The sequence below is a fragment of the Gracilimonas sediminicola genome (assembly GCF_024320785.1).
Classification (GTDB): Bacteria; Bacteroidota; Rhodothermia; order Balneolales; family Balneolaceae; genus Gracilimonas; species Gracilimonas sediminicola.
This window is the reverse complement of sequence record NZ_JANDBC010000001.1, coordinates 1,870,482-1,890,411: the sequence shown is the minus strand read 5'-3', so window position 1 is coordinate 1,890,411 and position 19,930 is coordinate 1,870,482. Positions and strand designations below refer to the sequence as shown.

17 protein-coding genes and 2 tRNA genes are annotated in these 19,930 nt (G+C 44.5%); 4 read left to right on the top strand and 15 right to left on the bottom strand.

The genetic code is table 11. The features are described from left to right. Positions 1–2: 2 nt before the first annotated feature. The 5 genes from NM125_RS08550 to NM125_RS08530 all read right to left on the bottom strand — a co-directional run bounded on the left by NM125_RS08550 (position 3) and on the right by NM125_RS08530 (position 7,150). On the bottom strand, positions 3–2,159 hold the full coding sequence (locus NM125_RS08550) for a CHASE2 domain-containing protein (RefSeq protein ID WP_255134487.1): 2,157 nt from the start codon (positions 2,157–2,159) through the stop codon (positions 3–5). A gap of 4 nt (positions 2,160–2,163) precedes the next feature. Beyond that, positions 2,164–4,857: a hypothetical protein gene (locus NM125_RS08545; protein WP_255134486.1), complete on the bottom strand. Its 2,694-nt coding sequence runs from the start codon at positions 4,855–4,857 to the stop codon at positions 2,164–2,166. Positions 4,858–4,969: 112 nt separating this feature from the next. Continuing rightward, on the bottom strand, positions 4,970–5,713 hold the full coding sequence (locus NM125_RS08540) for a FecR domain-containing protein (RefSeq protein WP_255134485.1): 744 nt from the start codon (positions 5,711–5,713) through the stop codon (positions 4,970–4,972). Positions 5,714–5,721: 8 nt separating this feature from the next. Continuing rightward, positions 5,722–6,909, bottom strand: coding sequence for a hypothetical protein (locus NM125_RS08535; RefSeq protein ID WP_255134484.1), 1,188 nt, complete (start codon positions 6,907–6,909; stop codon positions 5,722–5,724). Positions 6,910–7,076: 167 nt separating this feature from the next. Beyond that, positions 7,077–7,150 (bottom strand) — tRNA-Ala (locus tag NM125_RS08530). A gap of 150 nt (positions 7,151–7,300) precedes the next feature. Here NM125_RS08530 and NM125_RS08525 point away from each other — a divergent pair. Beyond that, entirely contained in the window at positions 7,301–8,206 is a 906-nt protein-coding gene (locus NM125_RS08525; RefSeq protein ID WP_255134483.1) for an OmpA family protein, read from the top strand. A gap of 250 nt (positions 8,207–8,456) precedes the next feature. Here NM125_RS08525 and NM125_RS08520 read toward each other — a convergent pair whose 3' ends face one another. Next, positions 8,457–10,898, bottom strand: coding sequence for a DUF5686 and carboxypeptidase-like regulatory domain-containing protein (locus tag NM125_RS08520; RefSeq protein ID WP_255134482.1), 2,442 nt, complete (start codon positions 10,896–10,898; stop codon positions 8,457–8,459). Between the two features lie 110 nt (positions 10,899–11,008). On the opposite strand from NM125_RS08520, the gene NM125_RS08515 reads away from it, so the two are divergent. Next, positions 11,009–11,081: transfer RNA gene (locus tag NM125_RS08515), tRNA-Arg, on the top strand. A gap of 83 nt (positions 11,082–11,164) precedes the next feature. Here the strand turns inward: NM125_RS08515 and NM125_RS08510 are convergent. The 9 genes from NM125_RS08510 to NM125_RS08470 form a co-directional block, all read right to left on the bottom strand. Further along, a complete protein-coding gene (locus NM125_RS08510) occupies positions 11,165–12,379 on the bottom strand; it encodes a DUF6602 domain-containing protein (RefSeq protein WP_255134481.1) in 1,215 nt (404 codons plus the stop codon). An 8-nt stretch (positions 12,380–12,387) separates the two neighbouring features. Continuing rightward, positions 12,388–12,594 (bottom strand): hypothetical protein, encoded by a 207-nt coding sequence (locus NM125_RS08505; RefSeq protein ID WP_255134480.1) that lies wholly within the window; start codon positions 12,592–12,594, stop codon positions 12,388–12,390. Further along, positions 12,584–13,075, bottom strand: a complete 492-nt coding sequence (locus tag NM125_RS08500) for a hypothetical protein (protein WP_255134479.1) — start codon at positions 13,073–13,075, stop codon at positions 12,584–12,586. The genes NM125_RS08505 and NM125_RS08500 overlap by 11 nt, the downstream gene beginning before the upstream one ends. A 159-nt stretch (positions 13,076–13,234) precedes the next feature. Beyond that, positions 13,235–13,459 (bottom strand): hypothetical protein, encoded by a 225-nt coding sequence (locus NM125_RS08495; protein ID WP_255134478.1) that lies wholly within the window; start codon positions 13,457–13,459, stop codon positions 13,235–13,237. Positions 13,460–13,583: 124 nt separating this feature from the next. Next, positions 13,584–15,287, bottom strand: a complete 1,704-nt coding sequence (locus NM125_RS08490; RefSeq protein WP_255134477.1) for a multicopper oxidase family protein — start codon at positions 15,285–15,287, stop codon at positions 13,584–13,586. Beyond that, on the bottom strand, positions 15,287–15,856 hold the full coding sequence (locus tag NM125_RS08485) for a hypothetical protein (protein ID WP_255134476.1): 570 nt from the start codon (positions 15,854–15,856) through the stop codon (positions 15,287–15,289). Before NM125_RS08485 ends, NM125_RS08490 begins: the two co-directional genes overlap by 1 nt. A gap of 29 nt (positions 15,857–15,885) precedes the next feature. Next, positions 15,886–17,205: an LVIVD repeat-containing protein gene (locus NM125_RS08480; protein ID WP_255134475.1), complete on the bottom strand. Its 1,320-nt coding sequence runs from the start codon at positions 17,203–17,205 to the stop codon at positions 15,886–15,888. A 103-nt stretch (positions 17,206–17,308) separates the two neighbouring features. After that, the gene (locus NM125_RS08475) at positions 17,309–17,593 is read right to left on the bottom strand and encodes a GlsB/YeaQ/YmgE family stress response membrane protein (RefSeq protein WP_255134474.1); all 285 of its coding nucleotides are present in this window, start codon (positions 17,591–17,593) and stop codon (positions 17,309–17,311) included. A gap of 28 nt (positions 17,594–17,621) precedes the next feature. Continuing rightward, on the bottom strand, positions 17,622–18,668 hold the full coding sequence (locus NM125_RS08470) for an ABC transporter ATP-binding protein (protein ID WP_255134473.1): 1,047 nt from the start codon (positions 18,666–18,668) through the stop codon (positions 17,622–17,624). A 175-nt stretch (positions 18,669–18,843) separates the two neighbouring features. On the opposite strand from NM125_RS08470, the gene NM125_RS08465 reads away from it, so the two are divergent. Both NM125_RS08465 and NM125_RS08460 read left to right on the top strand, forming a co-directional pair. Beyond that, complete coding sequence (locus NM125_RS08465; protein ID WP_255134472.1) at positions 18,844–19,335, top strand: SPOR domain-containing protein; 492 nt, start codon at positions 18,844–18,846, stop codon at positions 19,333–19,335. 247 nt (positions 19,336–19,582) lie between these two features. After that, the gene (locus NM125_RS08460; RefSeq protein ID WP_255134471.1) at positions 19,583–19,930 is read left to right on the top strand and encodes an STAS domain-containing protein; all 348 of its coding nucleotides are present in this window, start codon (positions 19,583–19,585) and stop codon (positions 19,928–19,930) included.

The following is a 19,930-nucleotide window of genomic DNA, read 5'->3' as shown; positions in this document are numbered from 1 at the left end:
GTCTATTTTCTCTTCATAATAAACACGCCATTCCAGTCATCGCCCGGCGATTCTTCCTTCATCAATTCGCAACGCCGAATAAATATCCCCGACGGATTTCTCTCATAGCGCTCCAGCGGTTGGGACTCTTTGAACTTCTCTATTGCTTCATCCCATTCCTGATTAAAGTAGTACTCCAATCCTTGTTCATACAACCCTATACAATCGTGCTGCTCCTGACCGGCATCAGCGCGTAAGCCGGCAATTTCATACACTTTCACCGGTTTAGTTCTCCCCTTCACTACAATGTTATCCAGCAGGCGGAACAGGCAATCATCCCCGTACTCTTCGGCTTCTTTTTTGGTCGATTCCGTTACCATGGTGTACACTCCGTATTGCTTGGCCCCGCTTTCGCAACGGGCAGCAAGGTTTACGTTATCTCCCATCATGGTATAATTAAAGCGCCGGGACGACCCCATATTTCCGGTTACCATCACCCCGGTATTCATACCAATACGCTGATGCATATTCGCAACTAAATCCGACCATCCCTCTTTCTCCCACTTCATACGCAGTTCACTCAGTTCTTTTTGCATGAGCTGAGAGGCCACACACGCCTGGTATGCATGATCTTTCATCGGGACGGGCGAGCCAAAAAAGGCCACAATGGCATCCCCGATATATTTATCAAGCGTACCTCCGCGACTGTTCAGGATGTCTGTCATAGTGCTCAGGTACTCATTAATCAGGGTTACCAGCTCTTTGGCTTCCAGCTGCTCGGAAAAGGTGGAGAAGGCTACCACATCGCTGAAAAAGGCGGTCATGTGTGTTTCTTCACCCCCAAGCTGAGGCTCTTCACCCGAAGCAATCATACGGTCCACCAACTCTGGAGAAACATAGGAAGCAAACATGCCTTTAATCCGCCGCTTTTCCTTCTGCTCAATGTAATACTCATAACTTACCATACCGCCCTGGGTTATAATGATGGCAATCAGCGGACCGGTGATCATCATCAACACATTGTGGCTCATAAATGCCCAGTACGTAATCCCAAAATAACCGGCCGCCAAAACCACCGAAGCCGTAATGCCCCAGGAAGCTCCCACAACCCTGTTCACAGAAGTAATTCCAAGGCACAGAAAAAACATAATTAGCAGCGTGTACCATCCTCGAAACCGCTCGATATAGTTGCCATCTAAAACGGTTTGAATAGCGTTGGCATGAACCTGGTATCCCGGCCGCGGATTGTTGCCTTCGTTTGCAAAAGGAGTGGTATAGAAATCTTTCAATAAGGGCATGGTGGCGCCAACAATCACAATCTTATCTTCAAAAGTACCTTTTGCCAAATGACCGATATCGGGATCATCAAAGGTATTCACCCCACCTAACTCCGATTCAAATACAGTAGTGTAGCCCGAATCGTCAATCACTTCTTCATATGACACTTCCGGGAAGGTACTTTCCGGCCCATAGTAATTGATGAGAAAAGAGTTCGGCCGGTCTTTCAGAATTTCGTAAGGACCAAGTGTAAAGTAATCGCTGCCAGGGTTTGGCCCGATGGGGTCAATTTCTTCATAGGGAATTTCGTGGTACAACCTCAGTGCTTCAAGTCCCAACCGGTAATAGTCTTGTTCCTGGTGCTCTTGCCCGAAGCGATAAGAACGGATAGCGCCGTCTATGTCCGGATGCACTTTCACCAGCGCTACCCGGTTTGGGTTGTTGACACGCAGCACCGGTGTTGGGAATAAGGTGGATATTTCATTCGAATACTGAGAAACCGTTCGCTGAAGGTCGCCGGCCAGAATCACATTGCCATGCTTTTTGATAGCCTCCGCAAAGGTGGTATCATTTTTATATTCGTATAGGTCCCGATTATTAAATACCACATCAAAGGCGATCACTTTGGCTCCGGCACGGTTCAGGTTCTCAACCAGCCGGGCATGAAGGTTGGTAGGCCAGGGAAATTTCTGGGGGATATCCTCATCGGCTTTCTGACTAATAGCTACCAAAACGATGGGAGAGTCCGATACATCCAGAGGGCCGCGCCACTCAAAAAGCTGATCATAATACTTGAGCTCTGTTACCTGAATAGGCCTGATCAGCATGAGCACAAAAGACACAACAAACGCAGCAATGGCAATAAGAGCAACGGAAGTAAGTCTTTTCTTCTTGGGGGCCATTTAGTTAAAAGCTGAATACATATCTGAGCTGAACAATGCGATCGTTTGCCCGGTTTTGGCCGCTTACATTGGTAAGATTGGCATCAAAAACCAAAGCATGATACTCATTGAAATTATAGCGTGCTCCAGCCTGTAAAACAAATGTAGAATAGGTGTTCTTGGTAACCTCATCACTCAGCACAAAATAGTTGTCTCGCGGATTGTCGTTGAGGACTTCGGAATTAGGATCATCCCGAATTTCAATCATTCGTGATGCTGTTTTATTCTGAGTGATGGCCAGCCGGCCGTTCAAAATCAGATTGTCTTCCATCAGCCGGTAGTTACCGGAGGTATAAATTCCGAATATATTTATATCATTTTGGCCACTGCCTGCTTCCGTACTGTTAGTGGTGATGCCAAACTGTGTTTCCAGCGGCAATTCAGAAAAGCGGGAATTAAGGCTCAACGAAAAGGACGTACTTAATACATCTCCGTAGGCAAATACTTCGTCCGTGGTTTTGAGGTTCGAAAAGCTTAGAGATACATCATTTCGGGCATTCATCCAGTTAAACTGCTGCGTCACCGACGTATTGATATTCACGGTATAATTTGATCGCGGGGTTGGAGTAACCAGGGTGATCAGGGTATCCTGCCCGTTAATGGTTCTGGTTTCCTGACGGATATTTTGCACAGCTGCTTTCACTAAATCATCGGGGAGTAAGAAATTCTGGCGTTCAATGCCATTGTCTCGTGTTCTATACCGTACGCCGGCACTAACCCTCGGCAGTTTACGGTCAACCGGGTACCAGCTTACATTGGTTCGATAGGTGATGGTATTGGTGGTGGCATCGCGGGTGCCACTCACGTTATCGTTCAGGTTTTCATATCCCAGCGTCAGGTACAAGCGGTTAGCCAAAAAGTTCATCCGGTCGGTGAGGGTGAACCCCGCCACATCTTTTCGGATGGTGGAATTAGCCAGGGAATTAAAACCGGGACCAATCCAGCGGTATTGCGCTCTGAAATTGTTATTGGGATACCGGAATGAAAGCTCGCTGTTACCCGCTAAAATACTGGTCGGGAAAAAAGCATCTCCTGAAATATCCCCGTTTTCATCTTCGGAAATTCTGAAGGGCAGCGTGTTCATATTCTCATTGACGATGATAAGCCAGGACAACTGTTCCAGTAAATCTGCCATACCCTGGTCAACATCAAAACCTAATTCCTCCGCTCGTTCCACGGTAAGCGGACCGTCATAAATATTGTTATTCAGTGCGCTGATCACCGCTTCCGACTCAAACCGAATTCGGTTGTTATTGAAGCCCAACTTTAAATCAGTACCGGCCACAAGGTTATCGCGAGGTTTGATATTTCCACCTCGTACATCCAGCCGATCAGGGTTAGCCAGCAGTGTATCCCTTGCAGGCTGATCGAGATTGCTGTTCAGAATCACATTTGAGTTTACAAGATCCATATAATCCCGCACATTAAATATGGATGTGGTGTCATCCTGTGCCTTCAACAGGTGGAAGCCAAGCTGGAACTTTTCTTCGTTTCCAATTCCTATTCTTCCCCCCATAACCCTTCGCTGAAACGTTCCTCTTCCACCATCCTGATAGGTCAGCAAATAATTACGGTCAACCACAGAATCAGCCCCTATGGTTACCTCTTCAACAATAAGACTGTCGTACTGATTGGTGATTTCCCGATCCAGTTCCCCGTAGATAAATTGCAGATTCAGTTTATCATTCAGTAAATGCAGTGATGTATTCAGCCCATGAACCCGCCGGCCAGAAATTGTAAACTGACTCAATACCGGATATACATGCCCGGCTTCAAAGTCCCACCAGTCCCCATAGGCTAAATCAATACCATATCGGTTTTGGGGTTGAAGTCGCACCGATTCCTGCGAAGTCAGGTACCCATTTACCGAATACCGGAATTTTCCATACGCGCCGGAAATGCTTGTCCTTCCGGTGTAGGCATTATTTATATCACCGGCTATCACCTGATTTCTGGCCGTCAGCTCAACCTGCCCTTGCGGAACACGGCTCGGGCCAAATCCCCGAAAGGAAGCCTGCCCCGGTGCAACCACTGCAAACCTCCAGTCGGTAACTGAATAGCTCTGATCTTCCGTTTTATATTCAAGAGATATGGTATGCGGACCGGGCGATAAATCATCCGGTACATAGGATATATAATATGCGGAGGTGTCAGCTTCTGAGGTTTCGTCTTGCCCGTCTATCAGCAACTGAAATTCTCCGGGCTCCAGGTCCGACTTCTCATAAAAAAGGGCGATGGCTATTACTACATCATCTCTTGTAACACCATTACCCGGCCGGGGAGAAAGAATCGTATAATCGACCCCTTCCAGCTTTGGCTTTTGCTCCTCCAGGCTTTCAACAATTTCTACCTCAACCGGGTTTTCTGACGGCAGGTTGTTGGGATAGTAAAGTTGCTCTCCGGAATTAAGTGTCAGCTCAAAATAGTATTCCAGTGAACTGGCATTGGAATTTTGGACAGTGAACAAGGCCTGAAAAACCCCGTTTCTGTACTCCACTTCCTGCTGCTGATACCCAAAATCACCATCATACCTATAAAATAGATTTACCTGTTGAAAATCAGCTTCCGAAATCCCGGGAACCCGAAACTCCAGCCTATTCTGTTCATTTCTTTCAAGGGCTACCGGCGCCTGGTGCTGAATGGTGAATTGTGCCCACACGTCCCCTGATGCTGTTAAAAACAGCAATAGCATTAGTCCTTTTTTTACTACCCCAATCACTGTATATGTATTTATTAATCTTAAACTATCCGAAACCTACGCACGAATCTATTTAATTATCACTTTCCTCAAACACATCGATTCTTACTTCCCGAAGCTGTCCGTTTTGGTCTCTGAACCTGAGGATGATTTCTTTTTGAACGAGATCGTTCTCCATTTCATCGTACCCTTCTCCCAGGTCATTCAATTCTTCCGGTGTCAGTGTACCCGACTCAACACTGTTGCCCTGCTCATCTACCTGGGCATACATTTGCTCAAACAAAGATACCGTTTGGCCGGAATTAAGAGCTGTCACATCAACTTGCCCTTCTTCCACCCATACAAAACCATCAAAACGGCTACCGAAATCAGTTCCCTGAACCGAAGCGAGCGAGCGGCTGGTGGCCACTTCAAAATCATTGCCTCCCTGTGGTTCCACATTCAAGAATATTTCCCCGTTCTTCAAATTAATCCGGGTATTCATGGCCTTCGAAGCCGTGGCTACGGAACCGTTCAGAATCAACAATGAACTGGGTTTCACCTTAGCCACGCTGGCATCCATAAATACGACCAGGGCAAAACCTTCTTCATCCGTAATGAGAGAATCACCGTTAAACAGTCTCTCACCTTTGTTCTCTTCGAGGTTAAGCTCAATGTACTTATCAACTTCAAGGTTTTTAAGTGTAACATCAGGTTTGAACCGTTTTACAATTGCAATTGGTCGTTCCGATTGAGCCCGGACAATTTCCGGCAGTGCAAACCCTGCTACAACAAGCAGTACGATAAAAGCATACAATTTCTTTTTAATGATACTCATGTGATCCCTCAGTTTCCTTCCACGATAATTTCTTCATCTCTTATTTTCTGGAGCAACTCTTCCAGTTTTAATGAGGCGGCCGGACCGGTAAATTCCTGTCCGTCGTACTGTATCGATTCCAGGGTAAACCCTCTGTCTTTCAACCTTTGATACGCATCCTGCCCGATTAATCGCTCAATTGCGCGTCGTACTTCTGCGGAAATAGGCGCTGTTGCTGTAGCTTGGCCGGCATCTTTCAATACAAAACTCCATATTTCTGATGATACTTCCTCGGTGTCACCACTGGATTGCACCGTGGTTACAACCTGCCAGTAATAGGTTTTACCTTTCTCTAATGGCTGCACGCCCGATGAAGGAAACTGAAAAGAATTGGCCTGTACGATTACATCCAGATTTTCAAAGGAAAGCAGTGAGCCGCCATTTCCTACCGGAGCCGAACTTTTGGCACTGGCAAGCAACGACTCGGGGCTATCCTGCCCGCGTTGCTCTACCACCAGCAGCCGGTAAGAAACATTATTCTCTCCTTCCCAGCTGAATTGAGGAAAAGGATTGGTGATTTCGCTTTCCGTCCCCACCACATCGCCCGGTGTTTTCAGGTAGATGTTTCCTTCTTCAAAAGAAGCTGCGGTCATACTGCCCCCGCCAATTTCGGCTATATCCCTGGCCAGGTTCTGTCTTCCCTGCGCATCTGTTACTCTGAACAAAATCAGTTCCAGCGTATATGTATCACGTGGTAGCGTAGTAGAGCCGGATAAATCACTCAGAAAATCTTCCCCTTCTGTTGTTAGTCCGCCCGTGAAAGAAAAAGTTTGGTCAATGCCGGGAATGCGTTCGTTCGCTAAATCATTATTAGTGAAGTAAACCGACTGAAATGGCTTCAGGGAAAACGGACGGGAGGCATTTTGAGTTACTTCAACGATGTTCCCTATTTTGCCGGCCGATACAATCAGTTCAAAATACAGATTGTCTATGGTTTCATCGGAGAGATTTTCCATGGTAGCAGATATCAACACCGGCCCCTGACCTTCGGTATCAATACCTAAACCGGTAAGGCTTAGTGTTTGGGCATTATCCAGAATTGGACCCGGCTCAACATTTAAGGTGATGTCCTGTGCGGATGCAAATTTATTGGGAACAACACCTATGAGTGCAAGTACAAAAAGTGCAAGACAAATTTTTAATGATCTCTTGTTCATTTTCATTGTAACTCCCGTTTTTATAAATCATGCTCATTTTAAAGTATAAGCAGCATACAAACAAGCGATCCGGTTAACTCTAATATTTATGAACCTGCTGATTAAAAACCCAAATAATTTACTGAGTTGCATAAAAAAAGCCTTTTCCAAAGCGAAAAAGGCTTATGTGGAGCTACGGGGATTCGAACCCCGGACCTTCGCGCTGCCAGCGCGACGCTCTAGCCAGCTGAGCTATAGCCCCAAACGAATATCAAAGATACCGGTAGTATGAAACTTATGCTAACTTTTTTTAGCTAATTTTTCTTTTGATACACACCCCAGTATCATTATTTTCATTCAAAATAGTGTATATTATAACCCTAATAATTAATTGAATTGGAGAAATCTTAATATGAAGCGAACTATCCATCTTCTCGTTCTCACACTTTTCTTAGTAGGTGGTACCGTAGTACAGTATGGCTGTGGTTCTGACGAACCAGTTGTCCAGGAACCAGTAGACACTGACGGCGACGGACTTACCGATGCCGAAGAAGCAGAATTAGGTACTGATTCTAATTCAGCAGATTCTGATGGCGACGGACTTACTGATGCGGACGAAATCAACACTTACGAAACAGACCCTCTGAACTCTGACACTGACGGCGATGGCCTGAGTGACGGTGACGAAGTTAACTCTTATAACACCGATCCTAACAGTACAGATTCTGACGGCGACGGGCTCAGCGATGGCGATGAAATCAACGAGCACGAAACAGATCCTAACAATGCCGACTCTGACGGTGACGGACTCAATGACTATGATGAAGTAATGACTCATGGCACGAATCCTAACAACGCAGATTCTGACGGCGACGGATTTACTGACATGCAGGAAATCGATATGGGTACCAACCCTACCGACGACAGCGACCCTGTTTACCTGACTGAAGATTCTTTCACTACTATCAACTTCGACTTTGACCGCTCTAACATCCGAGCTGATGCAGCTGAAGCACTGATGGATAATGTTGAAGTTCTTAAAGACGCTCCTGCCTTCCGTGTACGCGTTGACGCTTACACTGACCACGTGGGTGGCGATCAGTATAACTTACGACTCAGCCTTCGACGTGCAACTTCTGTTGTAGACTTCTACACAGAAAACGGCATTTCTGAAGACCGCATCGAATCTCGTGGTTTAGGAAAAGCTCCTGTTGAGTGTACCGAAGCTGAAATGGATGCCAACACACCCGGTTGCGAAAGAAACCGACGTGCAGAATCACATCCTGTCAGCACCCTGAAATACCAGCCGGGAATGTAATCTGAGCTGATTTTCAGACAACAAATTTAAGGCTCGTTGCTTATGCAGCGAGCCTTTTTTTATTGGGGTGATTTTTACACAAATAGCTCCGGGAGCAACCTTTCAGCGTCCGCAGGTCCTGGAAGCGTTGCGGGTAAGGGGTTAGATTGATGTAAGCTTCTATCAAGCCAGCGAACGCTCCAAGGTCCTCCGGAAGCTTGGAGGTTCTTGAAATCAGACAACCCACTGAAAACAAAAACCAAAACTTGTATTAGAAGAACCTTGCAACGCTTATGCCCACATACACTCCAGGGTTGTCAATACGATAGGCAACATCGGCGCGGAAGAGATTAAATATATTACTCAGGGAAAGTCCTGCTTCCATGTGCCAGTCGTCGGTAGTAACCGGAGGGAATCCGTAACGGGTATTGAATTCATCCACCTGCTCCTGCTGCACCCACGTTCGTCCGATTCCTCCAAAAGCGATAATGCTAAGCCCGGTTTGAGTGGCCTTTCTCCACCCCAGCATTTCCAGCGGTACGCTCTTAAAGTTGTGCTCGGCATTAAGCGATACATAGCTCGCTCCCTCATAAGGAATAAATCGCTTGGCCCGGAATGCCCCAAATGGAGTGACAACGCCCAGGGCTACATCAAGCGCCTCATTTTTTTGGATGGGCAAATCTCCGATATAGGTTCCGGCGTTCAATCTCATGTCCAGCGTATTCGGGAAGAACCGGCGTTGATAAAAGGTTTCATACCTGCGATACAGATCAATCTTGAACCGGGTATAATCCCAACTGCTTCCGATTGCTTTCGCCGACTGTTCTACACTAATGGAGAAATCATCTGCCCCGATAGCACCCAACGCTTTTCTATCCTCTCCATTACTGAAAGTCAGCCTGACTGCACTCAACGTTCCTTCATCGATATAGCTGTTGGGGCGTTGTATTAAGTCTCTTCCGACTATATCATAACTGTTGCTGTAATTAATGGCTTCGTGATTTTCATACATATAATTAAGGCGGATGGAACCATTCACTCCGCTTGGGCGATATGCAGCCACGAAATCAATTCCTTCATTCCTGTAATAATCAAAATAATCAGCGTAGCCGAATAGATTGGGGATGCTGGTCATTAAAGGCATGTACATGTCGGAGTTGTAGCGGGTTTTTGTGGTTGCGCTATAGGCCAGCGACATCGCAAACCTTCGGGTTTTCTTAAGCGGCCACCATCCCATTTTTGCCCCGTACGAGAAAGTGCCATCGCCATACCCGGTACTGTACCCGCCAAAAACTTCTGATGACAGCCGGTTATCTGCATATCGTCTTTCATGTTTGATACCGCCGTAAAAAACATCCACACGGTTAAACCTCGCCTGTGGACTCAGATTACGAGTCAGTTTAGTAAAGAAGGAACCATTATTACCGCCTGAGTTGCCCGAACTGCCGGCACTTACCGTGGTTGATGATCCATCTGATTCCGTTTCCTCTTCCCAGTCAATAAAGCGGGTAAAGAAACCGGTGGGCTTAAATGCTTTTTCAAGGGTGGCGTTGCTGTCCACTTTTTCATAAGCCATTTCTTCCTGGGTATCCAGCGGGATGATGTCAATTTCATTCACAAAAAGAGAATCGCCGGAATTGATGGTGGTAGAATCAACAGTGAACCTGTTCTCTTTTTTGAATAGCGAATCCGGAAGATCTAAATTCACCTCGTAATTATTCATCTTCGCCACCTGCTTAAACCCAATGGGGGGAAATCGTAAGCCGACCAGTCCCACTTCAATCAACCCTTCAATGCGTACATCAACCGGGAGCCAATAATCTCCGCCAAAATTGCTGAACTGCTGAGAATAGGTAAGGTTGAAATCCTGCACCGGCGGGGGGAACACCACAACGGAGTTCGGTTTTAAATCTACTTCAAGCAAAGCATACTCTTCACCCAACACAAAAATGGTTCCTTCAAAAAGTGGCTGCAGTTTTCGATCTGAAGTCACAGACAGCTCATACACAACCTGTCCATCCAGCGACTGAATATCTTCAAGCTGAAACTCATAATACTTTAACGCATCCGGGTTAGTGACGCCCACCATGTCAAAGCCGGCTATATCCAGATTATCATCATAAAAGTTGGGAAGGTAACTGACCCCGGCAAAGTTATCAGCGGCGTCAATGTTGGCTGTTTGCCGCTTGGATTTGAGCACCTCGCGGGAGCCACGCTCCTTATCCCAATACGCCACGGATATACTCTCCGAAATGGAGACAATGGAGGTATCATTTTTAACCTGCTGGCGGGTGTAAGCTTCGGCCTTATAAGTTTCAAGACTCGCCCTCCAGGTTTTCTTTCTACGGATGACTTCCCTCATTATTGCGATGGCCGGGTCTTCGCCGGTTACCACAATTTCTCCCATCGTTGCAACAGAGGGCTTTAAAAGAAAATCAACCGGACCGGAATCCTGGTTCACCACTTTCTCCTGGCTTTCGAAACCGATAAAACGGGCAACCAGTGTGACCGGAAACTCCCGAACGATGATGCTGAATTCCCCATCCCGGTTTGAAATGGTTCCCCGGTAGGTATCCTTCACAATAATGTGTGCAGCCGGAAGCGGATCTCCGGTTTCCGCATCCACTATTTTACCTGTAATTTGTGTTTGTGCCTGACTCTGAACAGTACCGGCCAGTACCATAAATAGAAAAAGAACGGAAATCTTTTGCATCCCTATCGAATTATATTTTGTGTAAACTATCGGTGAACTTCTACTTGCCTGAAGCTGATTAGTTACGTTTAGGTACGTATATTTTCAGGAATGATTGTTCAGGCTAAACCGACCCTGTAGTTCAATTGGATAGAATAGGGACCTCCTAAGTCCTAGATCTGGGTTCGATTCCCGGCGGGGTTACTTATTAATATAATATGTAATTATTAATAAATGACTTAAGAAAATTTATGCTGTATGGGTACAGGTATAAGTAAAATTTTCCATTATAATTTATTCAAGATTATTGAATAAAAAGGTGGCTCTAATTCTTTAGAAGCAAGTTGAGAGTGAGTACTAGGTACTTTTTTTGAGATTAGTTTAGCTACTAAATTTACCTCGATTCTATTTTGTAAATAAAAACCCTCAACCTCAATAACCTCCTTTCTCTCTAATTCTGGAATAAGAAATTTTAAATCTCTATTTACATTAAAAGGGTGCAGAGGTAACTCTACTAAAAACGCACCAGATTCTGCCTCTTTAAGTCTATCTATATTTAAATTAATACTTTTTTCGTCTACTAAGTAGTCTTGATTCCAAAGTCCAAAGCAATTCGCAAGATCTATAGTTACTTTTGTTGGATCCAGTTTACTTTTAGATAATAATTTAAGTTTCTCAGAGCTACCATCACCTAATTCTATATTATCAATTCTTAAGTGCTTTAAATACTTATAAGCGCTAAAGCTTGATTTTTCAAACCCACTTATAGCACTCGTTAAGAAGAGAAATAGAGGAAGTAAATTATTAGATTCTTGCTCAACTATAACCCACTTTTTATCTTTGTTCTTTTCTAATTGCTCATCCCTAAGCACTGATATCAATGAGTTGTTGAAATATATAAACCCCTTACCAAGAACAAATATCCCATCAATACTTGGGTTTATAATTTTTGTTCTGTCTTTTATATCAATTGGTAAATTTTGATTGTAGGCTACATTGTAATCTTTATTAATATCAATTAACCAATTATATATAGTACTTAGGTTTTTAGGACCGTCATAAGCGACTAAATAACTAAAGCATGATGGAGGTATATATCCGGCTTTTATATTGAAATTTAAATTCCTTTCAAGTTGTTTATGTCTTTTGGTAGCTTTTATTGCCTGCTCAAGACCTTCCTTGGTTATTATAGATTTTACTTCGATTGTAGAGATAATGGATTCAATAAGAAATGCATTAATGCCTCCACCAAAGGATAATTTTGGATAATCACTTCGATATAATAGTATATCTACTTGATTTCTTATCTCGCCTGAATATGAATTCGCATCTATAATCTCACCTGTACCAATATTTATATTACTACCTAGATGTTCCTCCAAAAATTCTCGAATAAAAATTTCTCTAGGCGTACCTTTATGTAAAGAGTGCCCAGCATTTGAAGCAATCTTTGCTTTAAACTGTATAGCCTTTTCTACTGCTTCTAAATGCTCTTTAAGCATAACTAAAGCTAATCATTTAAAGTGATAGTATTAGCTCCATACTTTTCATTAATAGCATCAGCAGCCTTTCTTCTAATATCTTTAATATCACCTGATGTCATATTATGTTGAGTTTGATTCAAAATATTTTCAATAATTATTGTATTGATCTTTGTTTGAAATTCTAGCTCAATTATAGCATTAGCGATGTCGATGTTTCCAATTTTAATTCCCATGATGTTTATTTTTATATGTTTTCAATTCTAATTTTAGGCTATCGTTCTCTAATCTTAGTTTTTTAAGGCTAAGAATCTCCTCTTTTAATTGAAAATTTTCGTCATTTAATTCTTCTATTAAAACGTCTCTATCATCAAGAAGCACTTGAACTGCCTGCTCAAAAGACTCTTGCCTTCCTTTCAAGTAAGATGTCTCGTATGAGGTATCAATAGTTTTTAATATTAAAAAAGCTAATCCAATACTTATAACAATCCTAAGAAACCTATTTTCCAGTAAACTAATTTGAAATTTTAATGATTCTGATAGCTTGTCATTAACACTAAGACGACTAAACATTCCTTTAAAGGAAGACTCACCCGATTTTGCCTCCTCCGATTTAGCATCCCCCGATTTAGCATCCCCCGATTTAGCATCCCCCGATTTAGCATCCCCCGATTTAGCATCCCCCGATTTAGCATCCCCCGATTTAGCATCACTCATTTTTTCTCCGCTAGCTAATTACAATAAAAGTATGTAAGCATTTAAAAACTAACATATAATATAAACCCTATTTAAATAAAAACAAGTTTATACAACTTAATTGACCCTTAAACCTTACTGTCCACGTCCAAATGCCCATACCTAAATAGGCATGGACAGCTATGAACTGTTACTTTTAACAATGTTACCCACCTTGGACTTTGAGACTCCTGTTATTTCTTCAATATCTCGGTAGCTTTTACCCTCAGCATGCAATTCTAAGACTCTATCCGACTCTTTATTCTTCTCTGCTACTTGCGCCTGATAAACAGCTTCATGCTCAAATAACTCCTTAGTTCTGAGGATGTAAATCCGCTTATCATTGGGATCTTCAATGATTTTCATTCTCAAATCGGGTATTGGCTTTGAGCTTCGATTTTTTAGGCATCGCGGGTCACTTGAACATTGAATATCGAACATTCAACATTGAATGTTCAAGTGTAGCCTATTTTGCATTCCGCTCGATTTATCAGGGAGTTTCTCCTACTTCAAAACCCAGCATCATTCCGGCATCCAGGTGTTCGCCGATATGGCAGTGCATCATCCATTTTCCGGGATTCGACATTTCTACCAGTAAATCCACCGTAGAACCGACGGGGATTATCGAGGTGTCTTTCCAGACCATATTGGGGTTTTCCACGCCATCCATACTCAACACCAGGTGGCGCTGACCGTGAATGTGAAAGGGGTGATTCATGGGATGAAAAGTATCCGGGTTATTAAAAATGCGAAGCTTGATGACATCCCCTTTCTTGAAATCCCAGTAGATATCCATGTTCTTTTTGCCGGTTGCAGGGTCACGTAAAATCCATTCCACCTGTTTCCCGGTAGAAAGCCAGTTCATCATCGGCATGGTGTCATTCCATTCCACGTGGGGCACATAGGCGGTGTCCAGCTGCATAGACTGCATGATGGGGATCGGCAGGTTTTTAACGGCTACGGTAAGCTCCAGCTCTTTGTCCACCGGCTTGTCAAAATAAGGCTCAAACTCGGCGATGTCTTTTTTCACATCTTCATTTACCCGCAAAGTGTTGAACGCTTCGGTAAAAGACTCTTCTGCTTTTTTGTTGGAAACTGTCACCATCCCAAGGGTATCCTTATGAGGATAAAACTCTCCCCGAAAGTGATTGATGGCCTGAATGGAATTCAGGATCGGGTAAGTCCCTGGCTCCTCATACAACACCTCTACAATGTAGCGCTCGGCCACGGCAATTGGCACGTTCTCGGTGTACACTTCCTCCTCAAACTTGCTGACGTCAGAGCCGACCACTTTTACTTTCGCCCCTTCAAATACCATATTAAAGGTTCGGGTGTTGGCCACATTGGTGATGTAAAACCGCAGCACTTCATTTCTGTCAACATTTAGCTTGTAATCCGTTTTTCCGTTCACCAGCATCACATTTCCAAAACGGCCCATCAGAGCGTGAGTAGGACTCGACTTCCCCCAGGGTATCATCCCCTGATCATCAATCAGGATATCATCCAGGATCAGCATTTCTTCCCGGTTCACCGGATTGTAATAATCTTCCTCGGGCGGAGCCACCAGCATATTCCCATACAGACCAAGATCCTGCTGAATATATTCCAGCACATGAGGATGATACCAGTACACCCCTGCATCCCTGAAAAACAACTCGTAAGTGAAAGACTCACCTATCATCACCGGATCTTGTGAAAACATGGTTCCGTCAAACCGGTAATCGTGCCTTAACCCGTGCCAGTGAACCGTAGTCGGAAATTCAATCTGGTTATTGAATTCTACCACCACGGTGCTGTTCTGAGGTGCTTTCAGCAGCGGCCCCGGATATTGACCGTTGTAGCCATACATCACGTAATCTTTTCCTTCTAAATTCCGTCGGACAATAGAAGCCTGTAAGGCAACGGTATCTCCATCGGCCAGCTCCAGAATTTCACGGGGCTTTGCGAAGGGAATATCTTCTTTGGCAAGGCCCAAACCGGCGATAAAAGGTTCAACTGGTGGCAACTCATTGTGCATTCCGGGCAGCATGGGCATTTCCATGTTCATCGGAGGCATGCGCCATACGGCTTTGGAAGTATCCATATTCATGGAATGACCTGCCATATTATGATGCTCGTGCTGTGCCTGTATTGAAAAGGAAAGCCCTGCAAACAGCATGAGCAGGAATGAAATCTTAGGGTATAACTTCTGCATTAATAATATCCGTACTTAGCACAGGGTTCCTGGGCAAATGGGCCGTGGCCGGCCATGGTGTGCATAAGTCCACTCCGGGATAGTCCGCGAAAGGCAATAGGCCCCGACCACATAGAAGAATCGCTTTTCGGAACACCTTCTTCCAATGTGATTACCACAATGTATTTATTCCAGTTCACTGTGCCGCTTGTTTCCAGGTTTTTATCCAAGGTACCCAGCGTCTTAATGTTATCTAAGTTGGGAGTTGTGACCCAGGCCACAAAGGTTCCTTTTTGGGGTTTGTTCACTTTGTTCAGTTTTATATCCAGCCGGTGTTGGTAGGAGCCGTCTTTAGTGATGGAAATACCAAATGGATTAGGATTGAACTTCATGACGGCCTTGCCCTTGGCCAAACCTGTACCGGGTACATTCTTGGTGGTTACCAGGTCGATGGTGTAATATTCAGAGCCACGCTCTGCACATACCAAAGGTGGGTACATATCTCCTGCGTCGGTACCGGCTTTAAGTTCTGCATTTAAAGCCGAACCAATAAGCAGTAAGGCAATAATGAGGTTTCTTTTCCTGATCATAACCGATCTAATACTTTTACTTTGAGAAATTAGTTCTCTGTAGGACCATCATCCCAGTTCTGAGCACTGGAGATATTCGGGAGTCCCCAGCCGCGGCCGTTCCAGCCCTGGAAGTCGTCCAGCCGGAATGCCCAGAATCCGGTTCCCATATCGCTAACTACGATGAGGCCGTCTTCATTGCGCACATCTACTCCAAAAGCTCCGTTACAGGTATTATCCCCACACATTCCGGACTGATGCTTCCCAAGAAAGGTATCATAATAGGCAACCGTTTTCGGTTCATCCGGGCTGAATAAATCCACAACCAGTAAGCCATCTTCATAACCGGACACGAATAGATACGGCCACCTTACTTCGTGATTGTGCACCAGGTTTTCATAGTCAAAATTCCAGGAACTTATGGGATCGCTGATGTTCTGAACGTCACCGTCAAGAGCGGGCTTCAGGTCAAAAATGCGCAGCGGGGCGTGCATGTATTCTGTTTCCCCGACAATATAACGGCCATCCGGTGATGGGGTAACCGTGTGTCCCCAAACAACTCCGCTCACGCCGGTCACTGAAGCCAGCAAGCTGACCGAATCCATCTCAGTCACATCAAATACAAAATAACCGCCGGCTCCACCGCCATAAAAGCGATCTTGCTGGCTATCGGGATGATATCCTACATAAAAATCATGATACCCTAAAGAAGCACCGGCCATGCGAGCAGGAGTGTCCGGGTTGGGAATGGTTCCGGCAAGGATATCTTCTTTCCCTTCAACAAATTTCCCAAGGTCATATACATAGGCATCATCTCCAGAGGTGGTGGCAAACAGCAGGGGCCGGCCATCAGAATGCTTGTACATAAATATATTGTGGAAGCCACCCGGGTGTTCTGCATTCCGAACATAACCCACCGTTTTCACTTTGCTCACATCCGGTAATCCGGTTACATCAACGACAACGGCGCCGGCATCGGTATTTGGTCCGCCCTGAAAAAACTGCAGCGACTGTACCACATAGTAGCGGTTTTTATGCTTGAAGTATTTGGGATCCATTCCGCCCAGCCCAACATGCAGCTCTTCATTTGGCATTCGCCAGCGGTAAATTACCTCTGCTTTTTCAGGATTTGATAAGTCAATGATGTCGAAGCCTTTCTCGGCCTGCATCCTTCCCACGTAAGCATATGGGCGGCTTAATTCCTGTTCAATTACAATATCCGTAACACTTAAAGGAGCTCCCAGTGGCACATGAGAAAGCACCTCAAGATTATCACTCCGCTTTGGCAGTTCATCGTTTACCTGAGCTAAGGCTGTAAACCCGCTTATGTTTAGAAAAAGAATCACCGCATAAATAAATGACTTATACATATATCCCGATTTTAGCATTAATAAGAAGCTGCTAATTACGAAATACCTGCGGCAAATGGAAGGGGCTTCACAAATCTTATCAATTATGATAAGAGTGAAAACGTCAGATTGCTTTTTCCTTGCCCCTCATGATAGCGCCGAGAATAGCGGTGAATAATGCGGCCCCGATGATAGACCAAATAACGGGGAAGGGACTTCCGCTGATTTCAATAGTCCAAAGTTCAGGAAGGCCCAGTTCGCTGGCAATCCACTTGCCAATAATGGCACCAATAAAACCAACCCCGGCTGAGATCAGGCAGCCTCCAAAACTATATCCGCTGATGCTTTGCCCTATACCTCCACAAATAGCGGCGATCAGCAGTAACAAAAGAAATCCAAAAAATGACATAATACTTCGGTTAGATTTTAATTTCGGTTCAGGCTTTCTGTTCTAATACTACAGCCGGCTCCAGAGGTTTCACAATTACATGCTCGTCCACATCAAACAGAAGCCGGTTATCGGTATGAACAATGTACTTATCTCCCTTAAAAAGTACGTGGTAGGTAATATCGTGCCCGCGAAACTCCCGCCCAACAATGATGCCGCTTTCATTTCCATTTTCTTTGCACCGCTCAATGGTCAGGTGCTCCGGGCGGATGGAACATAAAATCAGGCCTTCAGCTTCTTTGTTTATTTTAACCGGACCCAGCCGGGTTTCTACATTATCAGATCCGTCAGCATGAGCTCGGAATAAGTTCGTTCGGCCTAAAAACTGGGCTACAAATTGTGTTTTGGGATGATAGTACACCTCTTCCGGAGTCCCGATTTGCTCAATCTGCCCGTTATTCATAACTGCGATCCGGTCGGCAAAAGAAAGGGCTTCCTCCTGATCATGAGTTACAAGAATTGCACTCATCCCTGATTTCTTCAGAATAGCACGAACTTCTTTTCGGGTGGTGTCGCGGAGCATGGCATCGAGTCCTGAAAAAGGCTCATCCATTAGCACGAGCCTCGGCTTGGGGGCGATAGCCCGGGCCAGCGCTACGCGCTGCTGCTGCCCACCGGAGAGTTCATCAGGCATACGGTGTTTGTACTTTTCCATACCCGTTCGGCAAAGCACTTCTTCAGCTAACACCGGACGCTTCTTTTTCTCTACTTCCCGAAGGCCAAAAGCCACATTCTCGAGCGCGTTCATGTGTGGGAAAAGTGCGTAGTCCTGAAACACAAAACCTATCTCTCTTTTCTGTGGAGAAAGGCGTTTCCGGGTACTTTCAACCAGCTCATTTTCGATGTGTACTTCGCCGGCTTCGCATTGTTCAAAACCTGCGATTAGGCGCAGGGTTGTAGTCTTCCCGCACCCGCTGGGGCCTAAAAGTGCGAATATTTCATTCTTACCAACTTCAAAACTGACATCGTTTACAACGGGCCCGCTTTGGTCGAATGACTTCGTTAATCCGGATATTTTTAACAGAGAGTTTTTCATGTAGTTGCTGAACCAAAATATATTCATTTAGATTCAGTCTATATAAGATACGGACTAATCTGATACTTCTGAAAGTTTTGCCCCGTGAATATTTGTGAAACAGGTTGGGATAATGTAAGTTTAATTCGTTTCGGGAATACCATTTACAGATAATTATCAACTAACTACTATTCTTATGAAAAAAGTAAGCATCTACACATTGTTGTTGGCAGTGGCTTTGGTGAGTTTCCAGGCGTGCGGACCAAGCGAAGAAGAACGAAGAGCCGCTGAACAAGCCCGGCTTGATTCTCTGAGACAAGTACAGGAACAAAGAATCGCTGAGATGATGCAGGCCCGGGAAGACAGTATTGCACAAGCCCAGCAACAACAGGAAATGGTGGAAGAGCAACAGGGTCCTCAGTTTGCTGAAGACGGAACATATGTAGTTCAGGTTGGAGCTTTCCGGTCGGAAGAAGAGGCTAACGAATATAAAAATACCTTAACCGATCGTGATTATCCTCATGTATATACGGTTAAAATAGGGAAAGAAGAAACCGGTGATGTTTGGTTCCGGCTTCGGGTTGGCTTTTTCGCTGAGAAAGCTGAAGCTGAAGAATTTGGGGCTGAACTTGGTAGTGAATTGAATACCGGCTACTGGGTTTCTAAAGTCCAGAGATCAGGAAGCTGATACTATTTTAAGCTTAAATAATTTATAGTTGTATCTCTCCCAAGCATTTGCTTAATTACAGATGCGCTCAAGTAGCGTCTCTCTTGATGAATAGTCAGCCCCGCACATTAGATAAATGTGCGGGGCTATTTTTTTGCATCTTTTTTATTCCAACTTCGTAACCTTCCACTCCGAAAAACTTTCCTAATTCTACGGTTTACGTTATTATGCAGCTTCAACATCATTCACCAACCTCAATAAAAGTGGAATGAAAAATTTCAGTATTGCTACACGCCAACATGATCACGTAAGTATACTGGATATCAGTGGAGAGCTTGATGCGCATACTGCTTCTCAGCTTGAGAACGCACTAAAATCGTTAATTGATGAAGAAAGCTATGCTATCATCGTCAACTGCTCCGGCCTGGATTATATAGCCAGTGCCGGTTTAGGTGTTTTTATGGCTTACATCGAAGATGTGAGAAGTTTAGGCGGCGACATCAAACTAACAAATATGAACGACCGCGTTTATAACGTATTCGATCTGTTGGGCTTTCCAACTTTGTATGATATCCTGGAAGATGAAAAAGAAGCCTTAGAAAGCTTTGACAATTAA